The following is a 19,460-nucleotide window of genomic DNA, read 5'->3' as shown; positions in this document are numbered from 1 at the left end:
ATAATGCTAGTGACTCGCAACAGACTCGCGACTAAGAACCATTCGCAAGAAGCAAAAGCGGGGTTCTGGCGTGCGATTTTCGAGCATCCTTCTTGCAACGGTGGCGATCGGCGGGATCGGCGCCGCGCCGGCCCGGGCAGCGGCCGACGATGGTGCAGCGGCGACCGGTGCAGTGGCGGACGCCGCGGTCGATGCGGCTGCCGATGCGTCGATCGATGCGGGCGCGAGCTTTGCCGACGCGCAGGCGTCTGACGACATCATCGTGCTCGGCAAGAGCTATGGCCAGGCGGTGGGCAAGACCGTGACCCCGCTGAAGGACGTGCCCAACACGGTGACGGTGGTCGACCGCGAGCAGATCGAGGCGCAGAACCTGTTCACGCTGGAAGACGCGCTGACCGCCACCAACGGCATCACCGTGACGGGCGTCGGCAGCGAGGACCCGAGCTTCCTGTCGCGCGGCTTTGCCATCAACAACTATCTGGTGGACGGCGTGCCCACGCTGTCGTTCGGCTTTCCGGCCGTGGTGCCCGACCTGTTCTTCTACGACCGGCTGGAGGTGCTGCGCGGGCCGGCGGGGCTGTTCAGCGGATCGGGCAATCCGGCGGGCAGCATCAACCTGGTGCGCAAGCGGCCGCTGGACACCGCGCGCATGCAGGCCTCGCTCGGCTATGGCAGCTGGGACAATCTGCGCGCCGAGCTGGACGTGTCGGTGCCGGTCACAAGCGGCGTCGGCGTGCGCGCGGGCGTGATGGCGCAGGACCAGGACCAGTTCTTCGACGTCGCGCATCGCAACCGCATCGGCGCTTACGGCGTGGTCGCGGTGGAACTGGGCGAGCGCACGACGGTGACGGCCGGCGGCTATTACGACCGGTTCCGGCCGGCCATCCAGTCCGGCCTGCCCGGGATCGCCGGCGGCGCGGACGGCAGCGAGGGCCAGCTGCTCGATATCGAGCGGTCGACCTATCTGGGCGCCGACTGGAACCGGTTCGAGTCCGAGACCTGGACCGCCTTTGCGGAGATCGCGCACCAGGTGAGCGACCGGTGGACGCTGCGCGCGACCGGCATGCACAGCGATGTCGATCGCATCGATGTCTACAGCTACATCGGCAACCAGCCGGTGACGCCGGCCAATGGCGGCACCACCAACCAGATTGCCTACCGCGGCGACAGTTTCGCCAAGTACACGTCGTTCGATGCCAACGCGATCGGCTCCATCCCGCTGTTCGGGCGTGAGCAGACGCTGATCCTGGGTGTCGATTATCAGGCGCAGGACTACGACAGCTATTTCACGCGGCTGTCCAATTTCGCGCGGATCAACGTGTTCAACCCGGTGTCGCCGGCGGAGCCGCCGCTCGATCCGTACAACGCCCTGCCCTATTATCCGGTGCAGGGAACGGGCGCGACCTGCCCGGCATCGACCACGCCGGTGACGCCCGCGCCTGCCAACTGCGTCATCCAGGTCTGGGGCGGCACGACCACGCAGGTGGAGCAATATGGCATCTACGGCCAGCTGCGCTTCAGCCCGGTGGAGGGCCTGACGCTGATCGGCGGCGGGCGGCTGACCTGGTGGGACCAGGATGCGCAGACGGTGCTGCCCCGGCTGCTGCCGCAGACCAACCTCGGCTATGACGGCCGCTTCACGCCCTATGCCGGGCTGGTCTGGGACATCACCGAGAACCTGAACGTCTACGCCAGCTATGCCGACAGCTTCACGCCGCAGTCGGCGCCGGCCGGACGCACGCTGCTGGGCGGCGGCGAGGTGCAGCCGCTGCTGGGCGATCAATATGAGGCGGGCACCAAGCTGACGCTGATGGCCGACCGGCTGCTGCTGTCGGCCGCGGTCTACCAGATCACGCAGGGCAACCGGAACTTCAACCCGCCGGACGATCCGCTGACCTTCCTGCAGGTCGGCCGGGTGCGCGCGCGCGGCGTGGAGCTGGAAGCGAGCGGCGAGATCCTGCCCGACTGGCGGGTGAACGGCGGATATAGCTACACCACCACCGAATATCTGGAGGACACGCAGCCGCAGTTCGAGGGGCTGGCGCTGACGCCCATCATCCCAGAGCACATGGTGAAGCTGTTCACCAACTATGCGCCAAGCGACGGCCCGCTTGCCGGGGGCAGCATCGGCGGCAGCGTGACATGGTTCAGCGAGACGTTCGGCGGCACGCCGTCGATCATCGGGGCGAACGGCCGACCGACGGTATCGTCGGTCGTGCGGCAGGAAGGCTATGCGGTGGTGGACCTGCGGGCGGGTTACCGCCTGACCGAGCAGCTGAGCCTGTCGGTCAACGTCAACAACCTGCTCGACAAGACCTATTATGCGCGCATCTCGTCGACAGGGCGCGGCAATTATTTCGGGCAGCCGCGCAGCGTGTTCGCGACGGTCAGGTACACCTTCCAGTGAGCGCGGTCGGCACGGGCGCGCGGCGACGCTGGGCACGACGCGGTGACGTCGTGCTGCGCGTCCTTGCGGCCGTGCCGGTCGGATATGCCGTGGCGAGCCTGTGGGCGATGGCGCTTGCCCGCACGCTGCCTGGCGGCCCGTCCGAGGCGACGATCTGGGCGACGCTGATCGCCTTTGTCGTCTGTGCGGTGGCGGCGATGGGGGCCTTTGCCGCGCGCAGCGGCGTGCGCGCGATGGCCGTGCTGATGCTGCTGGGCGGGATCGCGGCCGCGATCGCCTGGATGGCCGCCGGACCGGTGGTGGCGGCATGAGCCAGGGATTCCGCCAGTCGCAGGCGCTGCTCCACACCTGGTCGGGGCTGCTGCTCGGATGGGTGCTGTTCCTGGTGTTCGTGGCCGGCACGATCGCGTTCGGGCGCGAGGCGCTCAATCGCTGGATGCGGCCGGAGCTGCCGCGCGTGGAACAGCCGCTGCGCGCTCTGGACGGGGCGCAGCGCTTCCTGGAGGCCAAGGTGCCCGACGCCAAATCCTGGTTCATCACGATGGCGAACGCGCGGTCGCCGGGGGCGGCGCTGTTCTGGCAGCCGCAGCCGAAGCCGGGCGAGCCACGCGGCCGCGGACGCGGTGGACGCGGGCGGCGCGACACCCAGGCGCTGATCGACGCGAACGGCCAGGTGTCAACGGCGCGCGACACGCGGGGCGGGGAGTTCTTCTACCGCTTCCACTTCGACCTTCATTACATGCCGGTCATCTGGGCGCGCTGGCTGGTCGGGCTGGCGACCATGATGATGCTGGTCGCGATCCTGAGCGGGATCGTGACCCACAAGAAGATCTTCCGCGACTTCTTCACGCTGAGGCGCGGCAAGGGGCAGCGGTCGTGGCTCGACGGGCACAACGCGACGGCGGTGCTGGCGCTGCCGTTCCACCTGATGATCACCTATACCGGGCTCGTCACGCTGATGGCGCTGCTGATGCCGTGGGCGGTGGTCGCCAACTACGCGGACGAAACCGGCTTTTCGAAGACGGTGTTCCCGCAGGCCGAGGCGGTCGAGCGCACGGGCGTGGCCGCGCCGATGGTGCGGCTGACCGATGTGGTGCGCGATGCCGAACGGCGGCTGGGCGGGCCGGCAGGCTATGTCGAGGTGGCCGAGGCGGGCGACCGGGCGCAGCGCATCAGCGTGACCCGCGCGGCCGCATCCATGCTGAACACGCGGCCGCCGCGCGTCACCTATGACGGGACAACGGGCGCGCTGATCTGGCAATCGCCGCCACCCGGAGCCGCGGCGGTGACGGCCGGAGCGATGATCGGGCTGCATGCCGGGCGCTTCGCCGATCCGGTGACGCGCTGGATCTACTTCCTGGGCGGGGTCGCGGGATCGCTGATGGTGGCGAGCGGGCTGGTCATGTGGACGGTGAAGCGGCGCGAGAAGCTGCCCGACCCCACCCGTCCCTATCTGGGCTTTCGCGTGGTCGAGCGGTTGAACATCGCCTTCATCGCGGGCTTTCCGCTCGGCACGGCCGCGATGCTGTGGGCCAACCGCCTGCTGCCGGCGGGCATGGCCGACCGCGCGGCGTGGGAGGTCCACTGGCTGTTCATCGTCTGGGGCGCGGCGGCGGTCGCGGGGTTCATCCAGACGCCGAAGCGGGCATGGGCGTGGCAGCTGGCGGCGACCGGCCTGATGCTGGTCATGCTGCCGCTGTTCAACATGGTGGCCACGCGCGTGGGGCTGCCGGCCACGCTGATGTCGGGAGACTGGGCGCTGGCGTCGATCGACGCGGTGCTGCTCTTGTTCGGGATCGGCTATCTGGCGGTGGCGCGGCGGGTGTCGCGATACCGGCCGAAGGCGACGCGACGTCGGGAGAGCCGGGTAGCGGCGAAGATCGCGCCGCGACGCGTGGCGCTGGAGCCGGCCGCGTGAGCGCGCTTGCCATCCTGCTCGCCACCGTCGGCTTCGGCATGCTGGGGCTGGCCACCGACGCGCATTACCGCCGCCGATTCGGCCTGCTGCCCGCGCCGGAGCGCAAGCGGCGGATGCGCGCGATCGGCTGGATCCTGTTGGCGCTGAGCCTTATGCCCCCGGTGATCGGGTCGGGCTGGATCTTCGGCCCCGTGCTGGCCTGCGGCACCGTCATGACGGGCGCGGGCATCAGCTTTCTGCTCCTCAACCTCCTGCCCGCCCCGCCCGCGACCGGCGTGCGGCCGGCAGCCTCATCCATCCGGAGACGACCATGGTAACGAAGACGCTGCTTGCCCTGTTGATGCTGGGCACTGCCGCCGCCGCGAGCGCGCACGAGGTGTGGATCGAGCGCGACGGCGCCGGGCCTGCGCGCATCTACCTGGGCGAGCCGGCCGAGCCGCTGCCGCCGGGCGGCGACCCTGAGTTCGCCAAGCTGCGCCAGCCGCGGCTGGTGCCGGCGTCCACCGCCGAACAGGTGCGCCGCGCGGGCTTCATCGAGGTGGCGGTGCCTGCCGGCGATGTGCGCGCCTGGGACGACAATGTGTTCGCGCCGTGGGGCGAGGACGGGGCGCGCGAGGGCGTGATCTACTACGCCCGCGCCGGGCGCGCCGAGCCGCGCCATGAACTGCCCTTCGAGATCGTCCCGGCGGCGGCGAACGGCGACCGCTTCACCGTGCTGCGCGACGGGCGGCCCGCGGCGGGGACGGACGTGACGCTGGTGGCGCCGGACCGGAGCACCAGCACGCTGAAGACCGACGCCGCCGGCACCGTGACCGTCACTCCGCAGGTGCCCGGACGCTACCTGCTGGTGGCGGCGGTGGCGGAGGACGGCAGCCACACCCTGCCGGGCGGCACCGTCCAGAAGCTCCACCGGATCACGACGACCAGTTTCGTTCAGCCCTGATCAAGGTCCGACCGACCACCGATGACAGAAGCGCATTCGGCGCTTCGCGATCGGGTTGATGGACGTTATCACAGCGGACCATCCACCCGGTGCGCGGCCCCCCGCGCCTTCGTCCAGGTCAGTCAGGATCGCCAATTGACGTCACGAACCGGCCGCGGGATCCTGTCCGCGGCGATCCTTGCTTCCGCCCTCACGCTGACGGCCTGCGGATCCGCCGAGGAGGCGGACAAGGAGGGCGGCCGCGGCGCACGCGGCCCCGCGCAGGTCGGCTTCGTGACCGTTCAGACGACCAGCGTGCCGGTGACGGTGGACCTGGCCGGCCGGGTCACCGCCTATCAGATGTCGGAGGTGCGCCCGCAGGTGGCCGGCGTCATCCGCCGGCGCTTCTTCACCGAAGGCACGATCGTCCGCGCCGGACAGACGCTCTATGAGATCGATCCGCGCGTGTACCGCGCGGCCGCCAACGAGGCGCAGGCCAACCTGAACAGCGCGCGCGCCAATGCCGAGGCGACGCGGATCCGTGCCGATCGCTTCCGCCCGCTCGCCGAGATCGAGGCGGTGAGCGCGCAGGATTACACGGACGCCGCCGCCCAGGCGAACCAGGCCGCCGCCGCCGTGGAGCAGAGCCGGGCGCAGCTGGAGACGGCGCGCGTCAACCTGAGCTTCACGCGCGTGCCGGCGCCGATCACCGGACGCATCGGACGGTCGCTGTTCACCGAGGGCGCGCTGGTGACGGTCGGCCAGGCGGACCCCCTGACCGTGATCCAGCGGCTGGACCCGATCTTTGTCGACATCCAGCAATCGAGCGCCGACCTGCTAGCGCTCCGCCGGTCGCTGGCGACAGGCGGCGTGGTGCCGGCATCGGCGGCGGTGCGGCTGACGCTGGAGGATGGCAGCGATTACGGCCAGACCGGGACCGTGCAGTTCGCCGAGGCGATGGTGGACCCGGCGACCGGCACGGTGACGCTGCGCGCCCGCTTCCCCAATCCGCAGGGCATCCTGCTGCCCGGCATGTTCGTGCGGGCGGGCTTTGCCCAGGCGATCGACCAGCGCGCGATCCTGGTGCCGCAGCCGGCCCTGCAGCGCCAGCCGACCGGCGAGGCATCCGTGTTCGTGGTCGGCCCGAACAACACCGCCGTCCGCCGGCAGGTGGTGGCCGACCGCACGCAGGGCGGGAACTGGGTGGTGACGCGCGGGCTGAACCCCGGCGACCGGGTGATCGTGCAGGGCACGGCCAACCTGCGGCCGGGCGCGCAGATCAGGCCCGTGCCCGCCAGTGCGCCGCAGCGCATCGCGCCGCCGCCCGCCGAGGGCAACGGTGAGGGCGGCGCCGGCAGCGGAAACGGCGCCGCCGCCAAGGCGAACTGAGCGCCCATGTCGCGGATCTTCATCGACCGGCCGATCTTCGCCTGGGTGCTGGCGATCCTGACCATGCTGGCGGGGGTGGGCGCGATCCTGTCGCTGCCGATCGCGCAATATCCCGATGTCGCCCCGCCGCAGGTGAACATCCGCGCGACCTATCCGGGCGCATCGGCGCAGACGATCCAGAATTCGGTCACCCAGGTGATCGAACAAACGCTGACCGGCATCGACGGACTGCTCTACTTCAGCTCGCAATCCTCGTCGCGCGGGCAGGTGACGATCAGCGCGACCTTTGCCGCCGGCACCGATCCCGACATCGCGCAGGTGCAGGTGCAGAACCAGGTACAGCAGGCGCTGTCCCGCCTGCCCCAGCCGGTGCAGCAGCAGGGCCTGCGCGTCACCAAGTCCAACCCGGACTTCCTGATGATCGTCGGCATCTTCGACGAAACCGACCAGCGCACCAACCGCGACGTGTCCGACTGGATGGAGTCGAACATGGTGGAGCCGCTCGCCCGCATCGAGGGCGTCGGCGAGACCAATGTGTTCGGGTCGCAATATGCGATGCGCATCTGGCTCGATCCGTCGCGGCTGGCGAGCTATTCGCTGATGCCGTCGGACGTCGTCACCGCCATCCAGAACCAGAACACGGAGGTGGCCGCCGGCGAGCTGGGCGGGCAGCCGCAGCCGTCGACGCAGCTGCTGAACGCGACGGTGACGGCGCAGGCACGGCTGCAGACGCCCCAGCAGTTCGAGAACATCATCCTGAAGACGCAGCCGAACGGGGCAACCGTGCGGCTGGCCGATGTCGCGCGCGTGGAGCTGGGCGCGGAGAACTACAGCGCGCTGAGCCGGGTCAACGCGCATCCGGGCGCGGGCCTGGCGATCAGCCTGGCGCCCGGCGCCGATGCGCTCGCCACGTCCGAGCTGGTGAAGGCCGAGGTCGAGCGGCAGGCGCAGAACTTTCCCGAAGGCTTCACCTTCGCCTACGCCAACGACACCACCGACTTCATCCGGCTGTCGATCGAAGAGGTGGTGAAGACGCTGGTGGAGGCGGTGATCCTGGTGGTCATCGTCATGTTCGTGTTCCTGCAGAGCTGGCGCGCGACGCTGATCCCCACGATCGCGGTGCCGGTGGTGCTGCTTGGCACCTTCGCCGTGTTCTACGTGGCGGGATTTTCGATCAACACGCTGACGCTGTTCGGGCTGGTGCTGGCGATCGGCCTGCTGGTCGACGACGCGATCGTGGTCGTGGAGAATGTCGAGCGCCTGCTGGAGGAAAACCCGGACATGTCGCCCAAGGAGGCGACGATCGAGTCCATGAAGGAGATCCAGACGGCGCTGGTTGCGATCGGCGTGGTGCTGTCCGCGGTGTTCCTGCCGATGGCGTTCTTCGGCGGGTCGACGGGCGTGATCTATCGCCAGTTCTCCGTCACCATCGTGGCGGCAATGGTGCTGTCCGTGTTCGTGGCGCTGATCCTGAGCCCGGCGCTGACCGCGACGCTGTTGAAGCAGACGCACGGCAAGGCGGACGAGACGCCGCGCGAGGGCTGGTTTGCCCGGCGCTTCCCGCGCGCGGCCGGATGGGGCACGCGGCTGGGCGACGGGTTCAACACGCGATTCGACCGGGGCGTCGACCGCTACGAGGCGGGCGTGAAGCGGATCGTCGATCGCAAATGGCTGTTCCTTGCGATCTATGCCGTGTTGCTGGCGGTGCTGGCGCTGTTGTTCTTCCGGCTGCCGACGAGCTTCCTGCCGACGGAGGACCAGGGCGCGGCGACCATCCGCTTCCAGCTGCCGGCCGGCGCCACGCGTGGCCGCACGGAGGAAGTGCAGCAGGCGGTCGAGCGCTATTTCCTGACCGAGGAGAAGGAGAACATCCGCACGCTGCTGACCGTGGCGGGCGGCGGCGGCGGGGCGAGCGGGCAGAACACCGGCCAGGGCTTCATCAACTTCGCCAACTGGTCGCAGCGCGAGGATGCCGAGAACAGCGCGGACGCGATCGTCGAGCGGGCGAGCGCGGCGTTCCGGGGGTTCCGCGACGCGCAGGTGTTCGCCCTGCTGCCGCCGGCGGTGCGCGGGCTGGGCCAGTCCAACGGCTTCACCATGCAGCTGCAGAACACCAGCGGCATGAGCCAGGAGGAGTTCAACGCGGCGCGCGACCGGTTGCTGGCGGCGGCCACCGCCGACCCGATCCTGGAAGGCGTGCGGCTGAGCGAGCTGCCCGACGTCGCGACGCTGAACGTCGATATCGACCAGCAGAAGCTGTCCGCGCTGGGCCTGACGCAGGCGGCGGTCAATTCCACCATCTCGGCGGCGTGGGGCGGGCAATATGTGAACGACTTCATCGACCGCGGCCGGGTAAAGCGCGTGTTCGTGCAGGGCGATGCCCCCTACCGGTCGGAGCCGTCGGACCTCGGCCAGTGGTTCGTGCGCGGATCGAACGGGCAGATGGCGCCCTTCTCCTCCTTTGCCAGCACGTCGTGGACCACCGCGCCGACGACCCTGTCGCGTTTCCAGGGCGTGCCGTCCTACGAGTTCCAGGGACAGGCGCGGTCCGGCACCAGCTCGGGCGAGGCGATGGACCGCATGGCGCAGCTGGCGGGCGAGATCCCGGGCGTGGGCGTCGCCTGGTCCGGCCTGTCGTTCCAGGAACGGCTGTCGTCCGGGCAGGCGCCGCTGCTCTACGGCCTGTCGATCCTGATCGTCTTCCTGTGCCTGGCCGCGCTTTACGAAAGCTGGTCGATCCCGGTCGCCGTGCTGCTGGTCATCCCGCTGGGGCTGGTGGGCGCCGTGTTCTTCGTCACGCTGCGCGGGCTGGAGAACGACGTCTACCTGCAGATCGGGCTGCTGACGACGATGGGGCTGGCGGCCAAGAACGCCATCCTGATGATCGAGTTCGCCGAGCAGGAGGAGAAGAAGGGCGCGCGCGTGATCGATGCCGCGCTGACGGCGGCGCGGATCCGCCTGCGGCCGATCCTGATGACCAGCCTTGCGTTCATTTTCGGCGTGCTGCCGCTGGCCATTTCCACCGGCGCGGGCGCCAACAGTCGCATCGCGATCGGCACGGCGGTGATCGGCGGCATGCTGACCGCGACGATCCTGGCGATCTTCTACATCCCGTTGTTCTTCGTGCTGGTGCGGCGCGGCGTGCGCGACGGGCTGGCGAAGATGCGCGGGCGGCCGACCGGGCACCAGCCGGCCGCGGAGCCGGCGGCATGAGGCGCGCGGCCTTCTCGCTGCCGCTGGCGGCGCTGATCGGCGGCTGTTCGCTGGCGCCGGCCTATCGCCAGCCGGCGCTGCCGGTGCCGGCGTCGTGGCCGGCCGGCGATGCCTACCTGCGCCAGACGGAGGCCACGCTGCCTGCGCTGAGCTATCGCGATCTGTTCCGCGACCCGCGGCTGGTGGCGCTGATCGAGCAGGCCTTCGCCAACAACCGCGACCTGAGGGTCGCCGCCGCCAACATCGCGGCGACGCGCGCGCAGTACCGCATCCAGCGCGCCGACCTGTTCCCGCAGGTCGATGTGAGCGGCCGGTATAGCTATTCGGGCGGCGGCAACGGCGCCACCGCGGTCGCCGGCACGGGTGCGGGCGGCACCCCGTCGCCGACCCCCACGCCCGGTACGGGCACGCCGACCCCGACGCCGGGGACCCCGGTGCCGGGCACGGGCGGGACGAGCACCGTCACCACGCTGTCGCGGTCGGCCAGCAGCTATTCGATTGATCTGGGCATCACCGCCTTTGAGCTGGACCTGTTCGGGCGCATCCGGTCGCAGACCGAGGCCGCGCTGGACCGCTTCTTCGCGACGGAGGCGGCGGCGCGCAGCGTGCGGCTGACCCTGGTCGGCGACATCGCCGATGCCTGGCTGATCTACGCGGCGGATCGCAGCCTCCTCCGGATCGCCGAACAGACGGCGGCGAGCGCGGAGCGGAGCGTGTCCCTTACCCGCGCGCGGCTGCGTGGCGGCGTCGCACCGCGCAGCGACCTCCGGCAGGCGGAACAGGTGCTGTTCACGGCGCAGTCCGACCTGGCCGAACAGCGCACCGCGCTGGCGCAGGACGTCAACGCGCTGCGGCTGCTGGTCGGCGCGGAGATCGACCCGGCGCTGCTGCCCCAGTCGATCGAGCAGGTCGAGGCAAGCATCGCAGCGCTGCCCGCCGGGCTCGATTCGTCGATCCTGCTGCGCCGGCCGGACGTGGTGCAGGCGGAGTATGAGCTGCGGGCGGCCAATGCGGAGATCGGCGCGGCACGGGCCGAGCTGTTCCCCCGCATCTCGCTGACGGGCATCGTCGGCTTTGCCAGCGACGCGCTCCGCACGCTGTTTACCGGCGATGCCTTCAACTACTCGGTGGCGCCCAACGTCAGCTACTCGATCTTCCGCGCGGGTGCCGGGCGGGCGGGCGTCGCGCTCACCCAGGCGCAGCGCGATGCGGCGCTGTCCAGCTACGAACGGTCGATCCAGGTGGCGTTCCGCGAGGTTGCGGACGCGCTCGCGCGGCGCGGCACCATTGCCGACCAGCTGCGCGCCGACCGGAATTTCGAGGCAGCGGCGGCCGACACGTTCGAGCTGGCGAACGCGCGCTATCGCGGCGGCGTCGACACCTTCCTGTCGAACCTGGATGCGCAGCGATCGCTCTATGCCGCGCAGCGCAACCTGGTGCTGACCCGGCTGACCGCCGGCAGCAACCTGGTGACGCTGTACCGCACGCTGGGCGGCGATCCGCTGGTGGCGGCGGACGGAGCATCGACGGCGGCGCCCACGCCGGGGACAAACGGCCCAGCCGACGGGGCGGACAGCCCGGCGCGCTGAGGCGCCGCCGCCGGCCGGTCAGCGCAGCAGCTTCGGCCCGCCCTTTTCGATCGCGGCGCGAATGGGATCGGCGAAGATCGACAGGAAGCCCGGCAGGTCGACGGTGGCGCGCACGGTCTGATCGAACACCTCGATGCGGCTGAGGATGCTCTGGCCCATCGCCTCCACGCTCATTGTCATGGTGTCGCCGTTCCAGCTGTGGCGCACGGTGCCGCCGCCGGGGATCGCGTCCGCGATCTTGCCGACGCCGCCGTCCAGGCGCGCGCGGACGCCGTCGCGGCCCAGGCTGTGCGGAATGTCGACGGTGATCGGGTTGGCCATGCCGGTGCTCCTGCTTTTGCCCCGGAAGATAGGTCGGCGCACGCCGGATGAAAGCGTCGTGGCCAATTGCATCCGGGTGCGGGGCGGGCGATAGGCGCCGCCGTGCGCATCACCCCCGCCCCCGCCCGCGCCGGCCTCGCCTTTGGGGCGGGGCTGCTGTCCGCCACCGGATTCCAGCCGCTGGGTGCCTGGCCGCTGACGCTGCTGGCGTTTGCAGGCGTCCTGCTGCTGCTCCGCACGGCGCCCAGCCTGCGCGCCGCGCTCGCCACCGGATGGCTGTTCGGCTTCGGGCAGTTCGTGCTGGGGCTGAACTGGATCGCGACCGCCTTCACCTACCAGGCGGCGATGCCGGCCTGGCTGGGCTGGATCGCGGTGGTGCTGCTGTCGATCTACCTGGCCGTCTATCCCGCGCTGGCAGCGGGGATCGCGTGGCGGTGGGGGCGGCGCGACCGGCTGTCCCTGACGCTGGCGCTGGCGGCGGCGTGGATCGTGACCGAATGGCTGCGCGCGACGATGTTCACGGGCTTTGCATGGAACCCGGTGGGCGTGGTGCTGCTGCCGTCGAGCCTCTCGGAAACGTCCGCGCTGGTCGGCACCTATGGCCTGTCGGGCATCGTCGTGCTGCTGGGCGGGCTCCTCCTGTTCGTGCTGAGCGCGGACGGGTGGCGCAAGGGCGCGGCCGTGCCGCTGCTGGCGCTGGTGGCGATCAACCTGCGGCCGCCGCCCGCCCCGCCGACCGACATCCGCGTCCATGTGGTGCAGCCGAACATCGGGCAGGCCGAGAAATGGCAGCGCGGGTTCGAGGCGCGCAACCGCGCCCGCCACGTCGCGCTGTCGGGCCAGCCGGACGGGCGGCCGCGGCTGCTGCTGTGGCCGGAGGCGGCGGTGCCCGACTTCCTGGAGGAAGAGCCCGCCGTGCGGCGCGAGCTTGCCCGGTTGCTGGGGCCCGGCGACCTGCTGCTGACCGGCGGCAGCGCGCTGGAATGGGACATCCCGACCGGGCGGGTGGCGGGCGCGCGCAACAGCGTGTTCGCGCTGACCCCCGACGCGCGGCTGATCGGGCGGTACGACAAGGCGCATCTGGTGCCTTATGGCGAATATCTGCCGATGCGGCCGATCCTGTCGGCGATCGGCCTGTCGCGGCTGGCGCCCGGCGACCTCGATTTCTGGGCGGGGCCGGGGCCGCGCACGCTGATGCTGCCTGGCTTCGGCCCGGTGGGGCTACAGATCTGCTACGAGATCATCTTTTCCGGGCAGGTGGTGGAGCCGGGCGCGCGACCGCGCTTCATCTTCAACCCGTCGAACGATGCCTGGTTCGGGTCGTGGGGGCCGCCGCAGCACCTGGCGCAGGCACGGCTGCGCGCGATCGAGGAAGGGCTGCCCGTCGTGCGCGCGACACCGACCGGCATTTCGGCCGTGATCGACCCGCGCGGGCGGCTGGTGCGCACGGTGCCAGGAGGCGTCGCCGGGGTCATCCAGCTGAACGTGCCAGCCGCCCGCCAGCCGACCCCGTTCGCACAGGCGGGCAACATCCTGCCCTTCCTGTTCGCGCTGGTGCTGGCAGGCTTGACGGTTGTGTCGCGGAGGCGTGCTGGTTAAGAAGCGGACATAAAGCTATCTTTATATCTGCAACACAGGACGCTTCAGCTCCATGCGCTCAAACTTCCTCTTCACCTCCGAGTCCGTGTCCGAAGGTCATCCGGACAAGGTCGCCGACCAGATCAGCGACGCCGTGGTCGACCTGTTCCTGTCGAAGGATCCGGAAGCGCGGGTGGCATGCGAGACGCTGACCACCACCAACCGCGTCGTGCTGGCCGGCGAGATCCGCGCCAAGGGCGTGTTCGATGCGCAGAGCGGCTGGGCCGACGGCGCGCTGGACGAGATCGAGCGCGCGGTGCGCAACACGGTGAAGCGGATCGGATACGAGCAGGACGGCTTCCACTGGGACAAGCTTGAGTTTGCCAATTACCTCCACGGCCAGAGCGCGCACATCGCGCAGGGCGTCGACGAGAGCGGCAACAAGGACGAGGGTGCCGGCGACCAGGGCATCATGTTCGGCTTCGCCTGCGACGAGACGCCCGACCTGATGCCGGCGACGCTCTATTACTCGCACCGCATCCTGGAGCGTATGGCCGCCGACCGTCATTCGGGCGCGGCGCCGTTCCTGGAGCCGGACGCCAAGAGCCAGGTCACGCTCGCCTATGAAAACGGCCGGCCGGTGCGCGCAACCGCGCTGGTGGTGTCGACGCAGCATGCCGCGGGCTACGACCAGGCGAAGCTGCGCGATTACGCCAAGGGCGTGATGGCCGACGTGCTGCCGGACGGCTGGCTGCCGGAAGACAGCGCGATCTACGTCAACCCGACGGGCCTGTTCGAGATCGGCGGGCCGGACGGCGACGCGGGCCTGACCGGGCGCAAGATCATCGTCGACACCTATGGCGGTGCTGCGCCCCACGGCGGCGGTGCGTTTTCGGGCAAGGACCCGACCAAGGTCGACCGGTCGGCGGCCTATGTGTCCCGCTACCTCGCGAAGAACATCGTCGCCGCCGGCCTTGCCAAGCGCGCGACCATCCAGCTGTCATACGCCATCGGCGTGGCCGAGCCGCTGTCGCTCTACGTCGACCTGCACGGCACCGGCACCGTCGAGGCGGACCGCATCGAGGCGGTGCTGCCGACGCTCGTCCGCCTGACGCCGAAGGGCATCCGAACCCACCTGGCGCTCAACAAGCCGATCTACGAGCCGTCGGCCGCCTACGGCCATTTCGGGCGCAAGGCCGAGGGCGACCATTTCACCTGGGAGCGGACCGACCTGGTCGATGCGCTGAAGCAGGCGCTCTAACCAGCCCCCTGCCCCGGCGCCGGCAAAGCGGCGACCGGGGCGTTCGGCTCCTCCGGCCAGAGGCGGTCGACCAAGCCGGAGCCGGCCGCCTCCGCGGACCAGCCGACCAGCGCGCCCGCGCCGACGTCCGACAGGTAATGGCGGCAGCGCGGGATCTGGATGGCCGCGGCAACCAGTGCGAGCGCGGCGGCGGCGGGTGCCGCGCCAGGGTGCCCGCGAGACACCGCGCGGGCGGCGGCGACGGCATCGGCGGTGTGGCCCGACGGAAAGCTGTTATAGTCGCCGTCGTCGGTGCCCGTGCCCTCGTCCAGTTCATAGAGATCGTGGTCGACCAGCAGGTGCGGGCGGGTGCGATCGACCAGGCGCTTCACCAGCGTCTTGCCGGCGGTGGCGAGGACGATGGACGCCGCCATCCGTGCCGACGTGCGGGCAAGGCCGCGGTCGCCGAGCAGCCAGGCCGCGACCGCGACGCCGCCCGATAGCGCCAGCATCGGCGGCTGATCCGCCAGATCGCCGATAATCCCCAGCGCGCGGACGGCAGGCGCGCGGCGATGCGCGGCGGCGGCATGGGTGACGGCGACGTCGACCTGTTCGACCTGGCGGAGGCCCTTGCGCGCGCGCTTCGCCGCCTTCTTCCCCTTGCCCATCTCAGCGATCCGCCGTGCAGAGGCGACGCGCGCCGTCAGGCGTGGTGATCGTCACCGTGTCGCCCTTGCCGCGAAGCGCGTAGCCGGCGCCCGCATACCACATGCCCGATGCCGGGCGCTGCCCGGCGAGCACGGCGATGCGGCCACCGGCAAAGCTGAGCTCCGCCCGGTCGGCGACATTGTCGAACAGGACGGCCACGCTGCTGCCGTCCTCGCACCCGAAGCGGGTCGAGACGCGTGGCGGCGGCGAGGCGGCGGTGGCGCCGAGCGTATAGGCGAGCACGGGTTCGGACTGGACGCGGGCGCCGGCGCGGAACACCTCGATGGCGGCGGCGCCGGCGGCGGGATCGCCGCTTGCGCGGATGCGGTATTCGGTTGCGCCGTTGCGGAACACCAGCGTGTCGCCGCGCCGTTCGCCCCCGGTCACCGTCAGCGTGGCGCGGGTGGTGCGGCCATTGTCGACCGGGTCCTGGTCCGCCCGTTCGGCGAAATCGAAGCTTCTGTAGACGAGCGGCCCGTCCTCCGGCCCGGTGACCAGCACCGCGCGGCGCGCCGTCAGCCCCAGGAAGCGGGTCTGCGGCTGCCAGCGGCAGCGCAGGTCGGCGCCGTCGATGCCGAGGGACGTGACGGTCGGCGTTGTCGCGCCGTCCAGCATCTGGCTGTTGGCGGCGTGGATATATCCGACCTCGCGGCCGTCAGCCGACAGCGGATAGTAGATCTGGCCGGCACCGGGATCGGGCCCGCCGACGCTGACGGCGCGGGTTTCGATGCCGCGGCCGACATCGTCGAAGCGCACCAGCGTGGCGTCGCCGTGGGCAGGAACCGTGAGCGCGATGCTGGTCGGCTGGTTGGTGGCGTTGCACAGGAACAGCGCCGGCACGAAGCCGTCGCCGCGGCGCACGACGCTGACCGCGCCATTGCCGAAGCCGCTCCAGTCCTGCGGGGCGGGCGTCTGCCGCCCTGCCGCCGGGGCGGGGGCAGGCGCCGCGGGCGTCGCGGGCGTCGCGGTGACGGCGGCGTTCGCGTCGACCGCCGGTTCCTCACCGCTGCAGGCGGCAAGGACGACGGGGAGGAGAAGGATGGACGGCCGCAGAAGCATGCGCCCACAACAACCGAGCACGTGGCAAGTGTCCGCCTGAGCAGTTTCGCGCGGTGCGAAAAGCCGCTAGCGCCCAACCCCCATGAACGACCCCGCGACGATCCGCCGGCTGTACGGCCGCCGTCAGAACCACAAGCTGCGCGCCGGGCAGGAAGCGCTGATCGAAGAGCTGCTGCCCCGTATCAGCGTGCCGACCGATGGCCCGGTGGATGCGCGGGCGCTGTTCGGCGACGACCGGCCGCTGCAGCTGGAGATCGGCTTCGGGGCGGGCGAGCATCTGGCGGCGCAGGCGGCGGCCGCGCCCGACAGCGGCTTTATCGGCTGCGAGCCGTTCCTGAACGGCGTGGTCGGCCTGCTGACCAAGGTGGACGAAGCGCCGCTTGCCAACGTGCGCATCCACATGGGTGACGCATTGGAGGTGGTGGAGCGGCTGCCCGACGCATCGCTCGACCGGCTCTACCTCCTCCATCCCGATCCATGGCCGAAGGCGCGCCATGCCAAGCGCCGGATGATGAACCACGGCCCGCTCGACCTGTTCGCCGCCAAGCTGAAGCCCGGCGCGGAGTTCCGGCTGGGCACGGACGACCCGACCTATTGCCGGTGGGCGATGATGGTGATGGCGGCGCGCAGCGACTTCCGCTGGACAGCGACGCGCGCGGCCGACTTCCTCGAGCGGCCGGACGACTGGCCGGGCACCCGCTACGAGGCCAAGGCGCGGCGCAAGGGACACGAGGTCTGGTACTTTCGATATCTGCGGGTCTGAGCCGCACGCGCCGGCCGGCGGCATGCGGGCGGTTGGCTGAGGCCGCCTGCTCCGCTACGCCATCCCCCAACAAGGTTGGGGAGGCGCGTTGATGGTGCGACAGCTGCCGTGGATCGCGCTTGCGCTGGCCGGAGCGATCAGCCTGGGCGTGGTCGCGACATCGCGCGGCGAGACGATCAGCGCGCTGTGGATCATCGCCGCCGCCGTCTCGGTCTACCTGATCGCCTACCGCTTCTACGGGCTCTACATCGCCCGCGCCGTGGTCGGCATCGATCCGGCGCGGCCGACGCCCGCCGTGCGGCGCGCGGACGGGCTGGATTATGTCGCCACCGACCGCAAGGTGCTGTTCGGCCATCATTTCGCGGCGATCGCGGGGGCGGGCCCGCTGGTGGGGCCGGTGCTGGCCGCGCAGATGGGTTATCTGCCGGGCACGCTGTGGATTCTGGCGGGCGTCGTGCTGGCGGGGGCGGTGCAGGACTTCCTGGTCCTGTTCATTTCCATGCGGCGCGACGGCCGGTCGCTGGGCGAGCTGATCCGCATGGAGATGGGCGCGGTGCCGGGCACGGTCGCGCTGGTCGGTGCCTTTGCCATCATGGTGATCATCCTGGCGGTGCTCGCGTTGATCGTGGTGCGCGCGCTGGCGGAAAGCCCGTGGGGCATGTTCACGGTGGCGGCGACCGTGCCGCTGGCCATGCTGATGGGCGCCTATACGCGCTGGATCCGGCCGGGAGCGGTGGGCGAGGTGTCGCTGATCGGGTTGGTTGGCCTCATTGCCGCGATCCTGCTGGGGCAGGCGGTGGCGGCCGATCCGGTGTGGGGGCCGGCTTTCACCTTCACGCCGGTGCAGCTGTGCTTCCTGCTGATCGGCTATGGCGCGATCGCGTCCGTGCTGCCGGTGTGGCTGCTGCTGGCGCCCCGCGATTACCTGTCGACCTTCCTGAAGATCGGCGCGATCGCGGCGCTGGCGATCGGCATCATCGTGGTGGCGCCGCCGCTCCGGATGCCGGCGCTGACCGAGTTCGCCTTCACCGGGCGCGGGCCGGTGTGGGCGGGGCCGCTGTTCCCGTTCCTGTTCATCACCATCGCCTGCGGTGCGGTCAGCGGGTTCCACGCGCTGATCGCGAGCGGCACCACGCCCAAGCTGATCGCCAGCGAGGCGGATGCGCCCTTCATCGGATATGGCGCGATGCTAATGGAAAGCGCGGTGGCGATCATGGCGCTGGTGGCGGCCTCCATCCTCGATCCCGGCATCTACTTCGCGATGAACGCGCCCGCCGCGATCACCGGCGGCGATCCCGCGCAGGCCGCGGCGGCGGTAACGGCGATGGGCTTTCCCATCGATGCCGCCACGCTCAGCCGCACCGCGCAGGAGGTGGGCGAAGGCACGATCGTCAGCCGGACGGGCGGGGCACCGACGCTGGCCGTGGCGATGGCGGAGATCTTCTCGGCGGTGCTTGGCGGCACCGCGATGAAGGCCTTCTGGTATCATTTCGCGATCCTGTTCGAGGCGCTGTTCATCCTGACCGCGGTGGATGCCGGCACGCGCGCTGGGCGCTTCATGCTGCAGGACCTGCTAGGGCTCGCCCTGCCCCGCTTCCGCGACACGGCGGCGACGATGCCCGGGCTGGTCGCGACCGCATTGTGCGTCGGGGCCTGGGGCTTCTTCCTCTACCAGGGCGTGACCGATCCGCTGGGCGGGGTGAACACGCTGTGGCCGCTGTTCGGCATTTCCAACCAGATGCTCGCCGCCGTCGCGCTGATGCTGGCGACGGTGGTGCTGTTCCGGATGAAGCGGGAGCGGTTCGCCTGGGTGACGGTGGTGCCGGCGACCTGGCTGGTGCTGTGCACGGGGACGGCGGGCCTGATGAAGCTGTTCCACCCGGACCCGGCGATCGGGTTCCTGGCGCATGCCCGCCGCTTTTCCGACGCGCTTGGCCGCGGCCAACTGCTGGCGCCGGCCAAGTCGGTCGCCGAGATGCAGCGCATCGTCTTCAACGACCGCATCGATGCCGCGCTGTGCGCGCTGTTCCTGGGCGTGGTGGCGGCGATCCTGGTCTACACGGTCCGCACCTGCCTGGCCGCGCGGCGGAGCGAGCGGCCGACCGCGAGCGAGATCCCGCCCACCCTGGTGCCGGCCGAATGAGCGGGCTCGGCTGGATCGCCGAGACGGCGCGGATGATGGTCGGCTTGCCCGATTACGGCACCTATCTGCGCCACATGGCAGCGAACCATCCCGACATGCCGGCGATGACGCGGACTGAATTCTTCCGCGATCGCCAGCAGGCGCGATACGGCGGCAAGGGCGGTGGGCGGTGCTGTTGATGTCTGCACCACCCAGCGGGCCGGGAGTAGA

16 protein-coding genes are annotated in these 19,460 nt (G+C 70.6%); 13 read left to right on the top strand and 3 right to left on the bottom strand.

What is annotated here, in order from left to right:
• Positions 1 to 70: 70 nt before the first annotated feature.
• The 8 genes from GGR88_RS13740 (at position 71) to GGR88_RS13705 (ending at position 11,438) form a co-directional block, all read left to right on the top strand.
• Entirely contained in the window at positions 71 to 2,407 is a 2,337-nt protein-coding gene (locus tag GGR88_RS13740; protein WP_342449808.1) for a TonB-dependent siderophore receptor, read from the top strand.
• Entirely contained in the window at positions 2,404 to 2,718 is a 315-nt protein-coding gene (locus tag GGR88_RS13735; RefSeq protein ID WP_167955997.1) for a hypothetical protein, read from the top strand. The genes GGR88_RS13740 and GGR88_RS13735 overlap by 4 nt, the downstream gene beginning before the upstream one ends.
• Positions 2,715 to 4,325 (top strand): PepSY-associated TM helix domain-containing protein, encoded by a 1,611-nt coding sequence (locus tag GGR88_RS13730; protein WP_167955995.1) that lies wholly within the window; start codon positions 2,715 to 2,717, stop codon positions 4,323 to 4,325. The genes GGR88_RS13735 and GGR88_RS13730 overlap by 4 nt, the downstream gene beginning before the upstream one ends.
• Positions 4,322 to 4,642, top strand: a complete 321-nt coding sequence (locus GGR88_RS13725; RefSeq protein WP_167955993.1) for a DUF3325 family protein — start codon at positions 4,322 to 4,324, stop codon at positions 4,640 to 4,642. Before GGR88_RS13730 ends, GGR88_RS13725 begins: the two co-directional genes overlap by 4 nt.
• The gene (locus GGR88_RS13720) at positions 4,636 to 5,268 is read left to right on the top strand and encodes a DUF4198 domain-containing protein (protein WP_167955991.1); all 633 of its coding nucleotides are present in this window, start codon (positions 4,636 to 4,638) and stop codon (positions 5,266 to 5,268) included. Before GGR88_RS13725 ends, GGR88_RS13720 begins: the two co-directional genes overlap by 7 nt.
• Positions 5,269 to 5,403: 135 nt before the next feature.
• Positions 5,404 to 6,636 carry an efflux RND transporter periplasmic adaptor subunit gene (locus GGR88_RS13715; RefSeq protein ID WP_245196975.1) on the top strand — a complete coding sequence of 411 codons (1,233 nt, stop codon included), beginning with the start codon at positions 5,404 to 5,406 and terminating at the stop codon, positions 6,634 to 6,636.
• A 6-nt stretch (positions 6,637 to 6,642) separates the two neighbouring features.
• The gene (locus tag GGR88_RS13710; protein ID WP_167955987.1) at positions 6,643 to 9,849 is read left to right on the top strand and encodes a multidrug efflux RND transporter permease subunit; all 3,207 of its coding nucleotides are present in this window, start codon (positions 6,643 to 6,645) and stop codon (positions 9,847 to 9,849) included.
• Positions 9,846 to 11,438 (top strand): efflux transporter outer membrane subunit, encoded by a 1,593-nt coding sequence (locus tag GGR88_RS13705; protein ID WP_167955985.1) that lies wholly within the window; start codon positions 9,846 to 9,848, stop codon positions 11,436 to 11,438. Before GGR88_RS13710 ends, GGR88_RS13705 begins: the two co-directional genes overlap by 4 nt.
• A gap of 18 nt (positions 11,439 to 11,456) precedes the next feature.
• Here GGR88_RS13705 and GGR88_RS13700 read toward each other — a convergent pair whose 3' ends face one another.
• The gene (locus GGR88_RS13700; protein WP_167955983.1) at positions 11,457 to 11,759 is read right to left on the bottom strand and encodes a polyhydroxyalkanoic acid system family protein; all 303 of its coding nucleotides are present in this window, start codon (positions 11,757 to 11,759) and stop codon (positions 11,457 to 11,459) included.
• Between the two features lie 102 nt (positions 11,760 to 11,861).
• On the opposite strand from GGR88_RS13700, the gene lnt reads away from it, so the two are divergent.
• Positions 11,862 to 13,358, top strand: a complete 1,497-nt coding sequence (gene lnt / locus GGR88_RS13695) for an apolipoprotein N-acyltransferase (RefSeq protein ID WP_167955981.1) — start codon at positions 11,862 to 11,864, stop codon at positions 13,356 to 13,358.
• Between the two features lie 52 nt (positions 13,359 to 13,410).
• Positions 13,411 to 14,598 carry a methionine adenosyltransferase gene (metK, locus tag GGR88_RS13690; RefSeq protein ID WP_167955979.1) on the top strand — a complete coding sequence of 396 codons (1,188 nt, stop codon included), beginning with the start codon at positions 13,411 to 13,413 and terminating at the stop codon, positions 14,596 to 14,598.
• Here the strand turns inward: metK and GGR88_RS13685 are convergent.
• Positions 14,595 to 15,245, bottom strand: a complete 651-nt coding sequence (locus GGR88_RS13685; RefSeq protein WP_167955977.1) for a phosphatase PAP2 family protein — start codon at positions 15,243 to 15,245, stop codon at positions 14,595 to 14,597. The genes metK and GGR88_RS13685 overlap by 4 nt on opposite strands.
• Position 15,246: 1 nt before the next feature.
• On the bottom strand, positions 15,247 to 16,344 hold the full coding sequence (locus tag GGR88_RS13680) for an MliC family protein (RefSeq protein WP_167955975.1): 1,098 nt from the start codon (positions 16,342 to 16,344) through the stop codon (positions 15,247 to 15,249).
• Positions 16,345 to 16,426: 82 nt separating this feature from the next.
• Between GGR88_RS13680 and trmB the strand changes: the two genes are divergently transcribed.
• From trmB to GGR88_RS13665, 3 genes are all read left to right on the top strand, one after another.
• The gene (trmB, locus tag GGR88_RS13675) at positions 16,427 to 17,107 is read left to right on the top strand and encodes a tRNA (guanine(46)-N(7))-methyltransferase TrmB (RefSeq protein ID WP_167955972.1); all 681 of its coding nucleotides are present in this window, start codon (positions 16,427 to 16,429) and stop codon (positions 17,105 to 17,107) included.
• 91 nt (positions 17,108 to 17,198) lie between these two features.
• On the top strand, positions 17,199 to 19,250 hold the full coding sequence (locus GGR88_RS13670; protein WP_167955970.1) for a carbon starvation CstA family protein: 2,052 nt from the start codon (positions 17,199 to 17,201) through the stop codon (positions 19,248 to 19,250).
• Positions 19,247 to 19,429: a YbdD/YjiX family protein gene (locus tag GGR88_RS13665; RefSeq protein WP_167955968.1), complete on the top strand. Its 183-nt coding sequence runs from the start codon at positions 19,247 to 19,249 to the stop codon at positions 19,427 to 19,429. The genes GGR88_RS13670 and GGR88_RS13665 overlap by 4 nt, the downstream gene beginning before the upstream one ends.
• The last annotated feature ends 31 nt before the right edge of the window (positions 19,430 to 19,460 follow it).

It is taken from the genome of Sphingomonas jejuensis, assembly GCF_011927695.1.
In the GTDB taxonomy this organism is placed as follows: domain Bacteria; phylum Pseudomonadota; class Alphaproteobacteria; order Sphingomonadales; family Sphingomonadaceae; genus Sphingomonas_K; species Sphingomonas_K jejuensis.
This window is presented reverse-complemented; position numbering and strand designations above follow the sequence as displayed.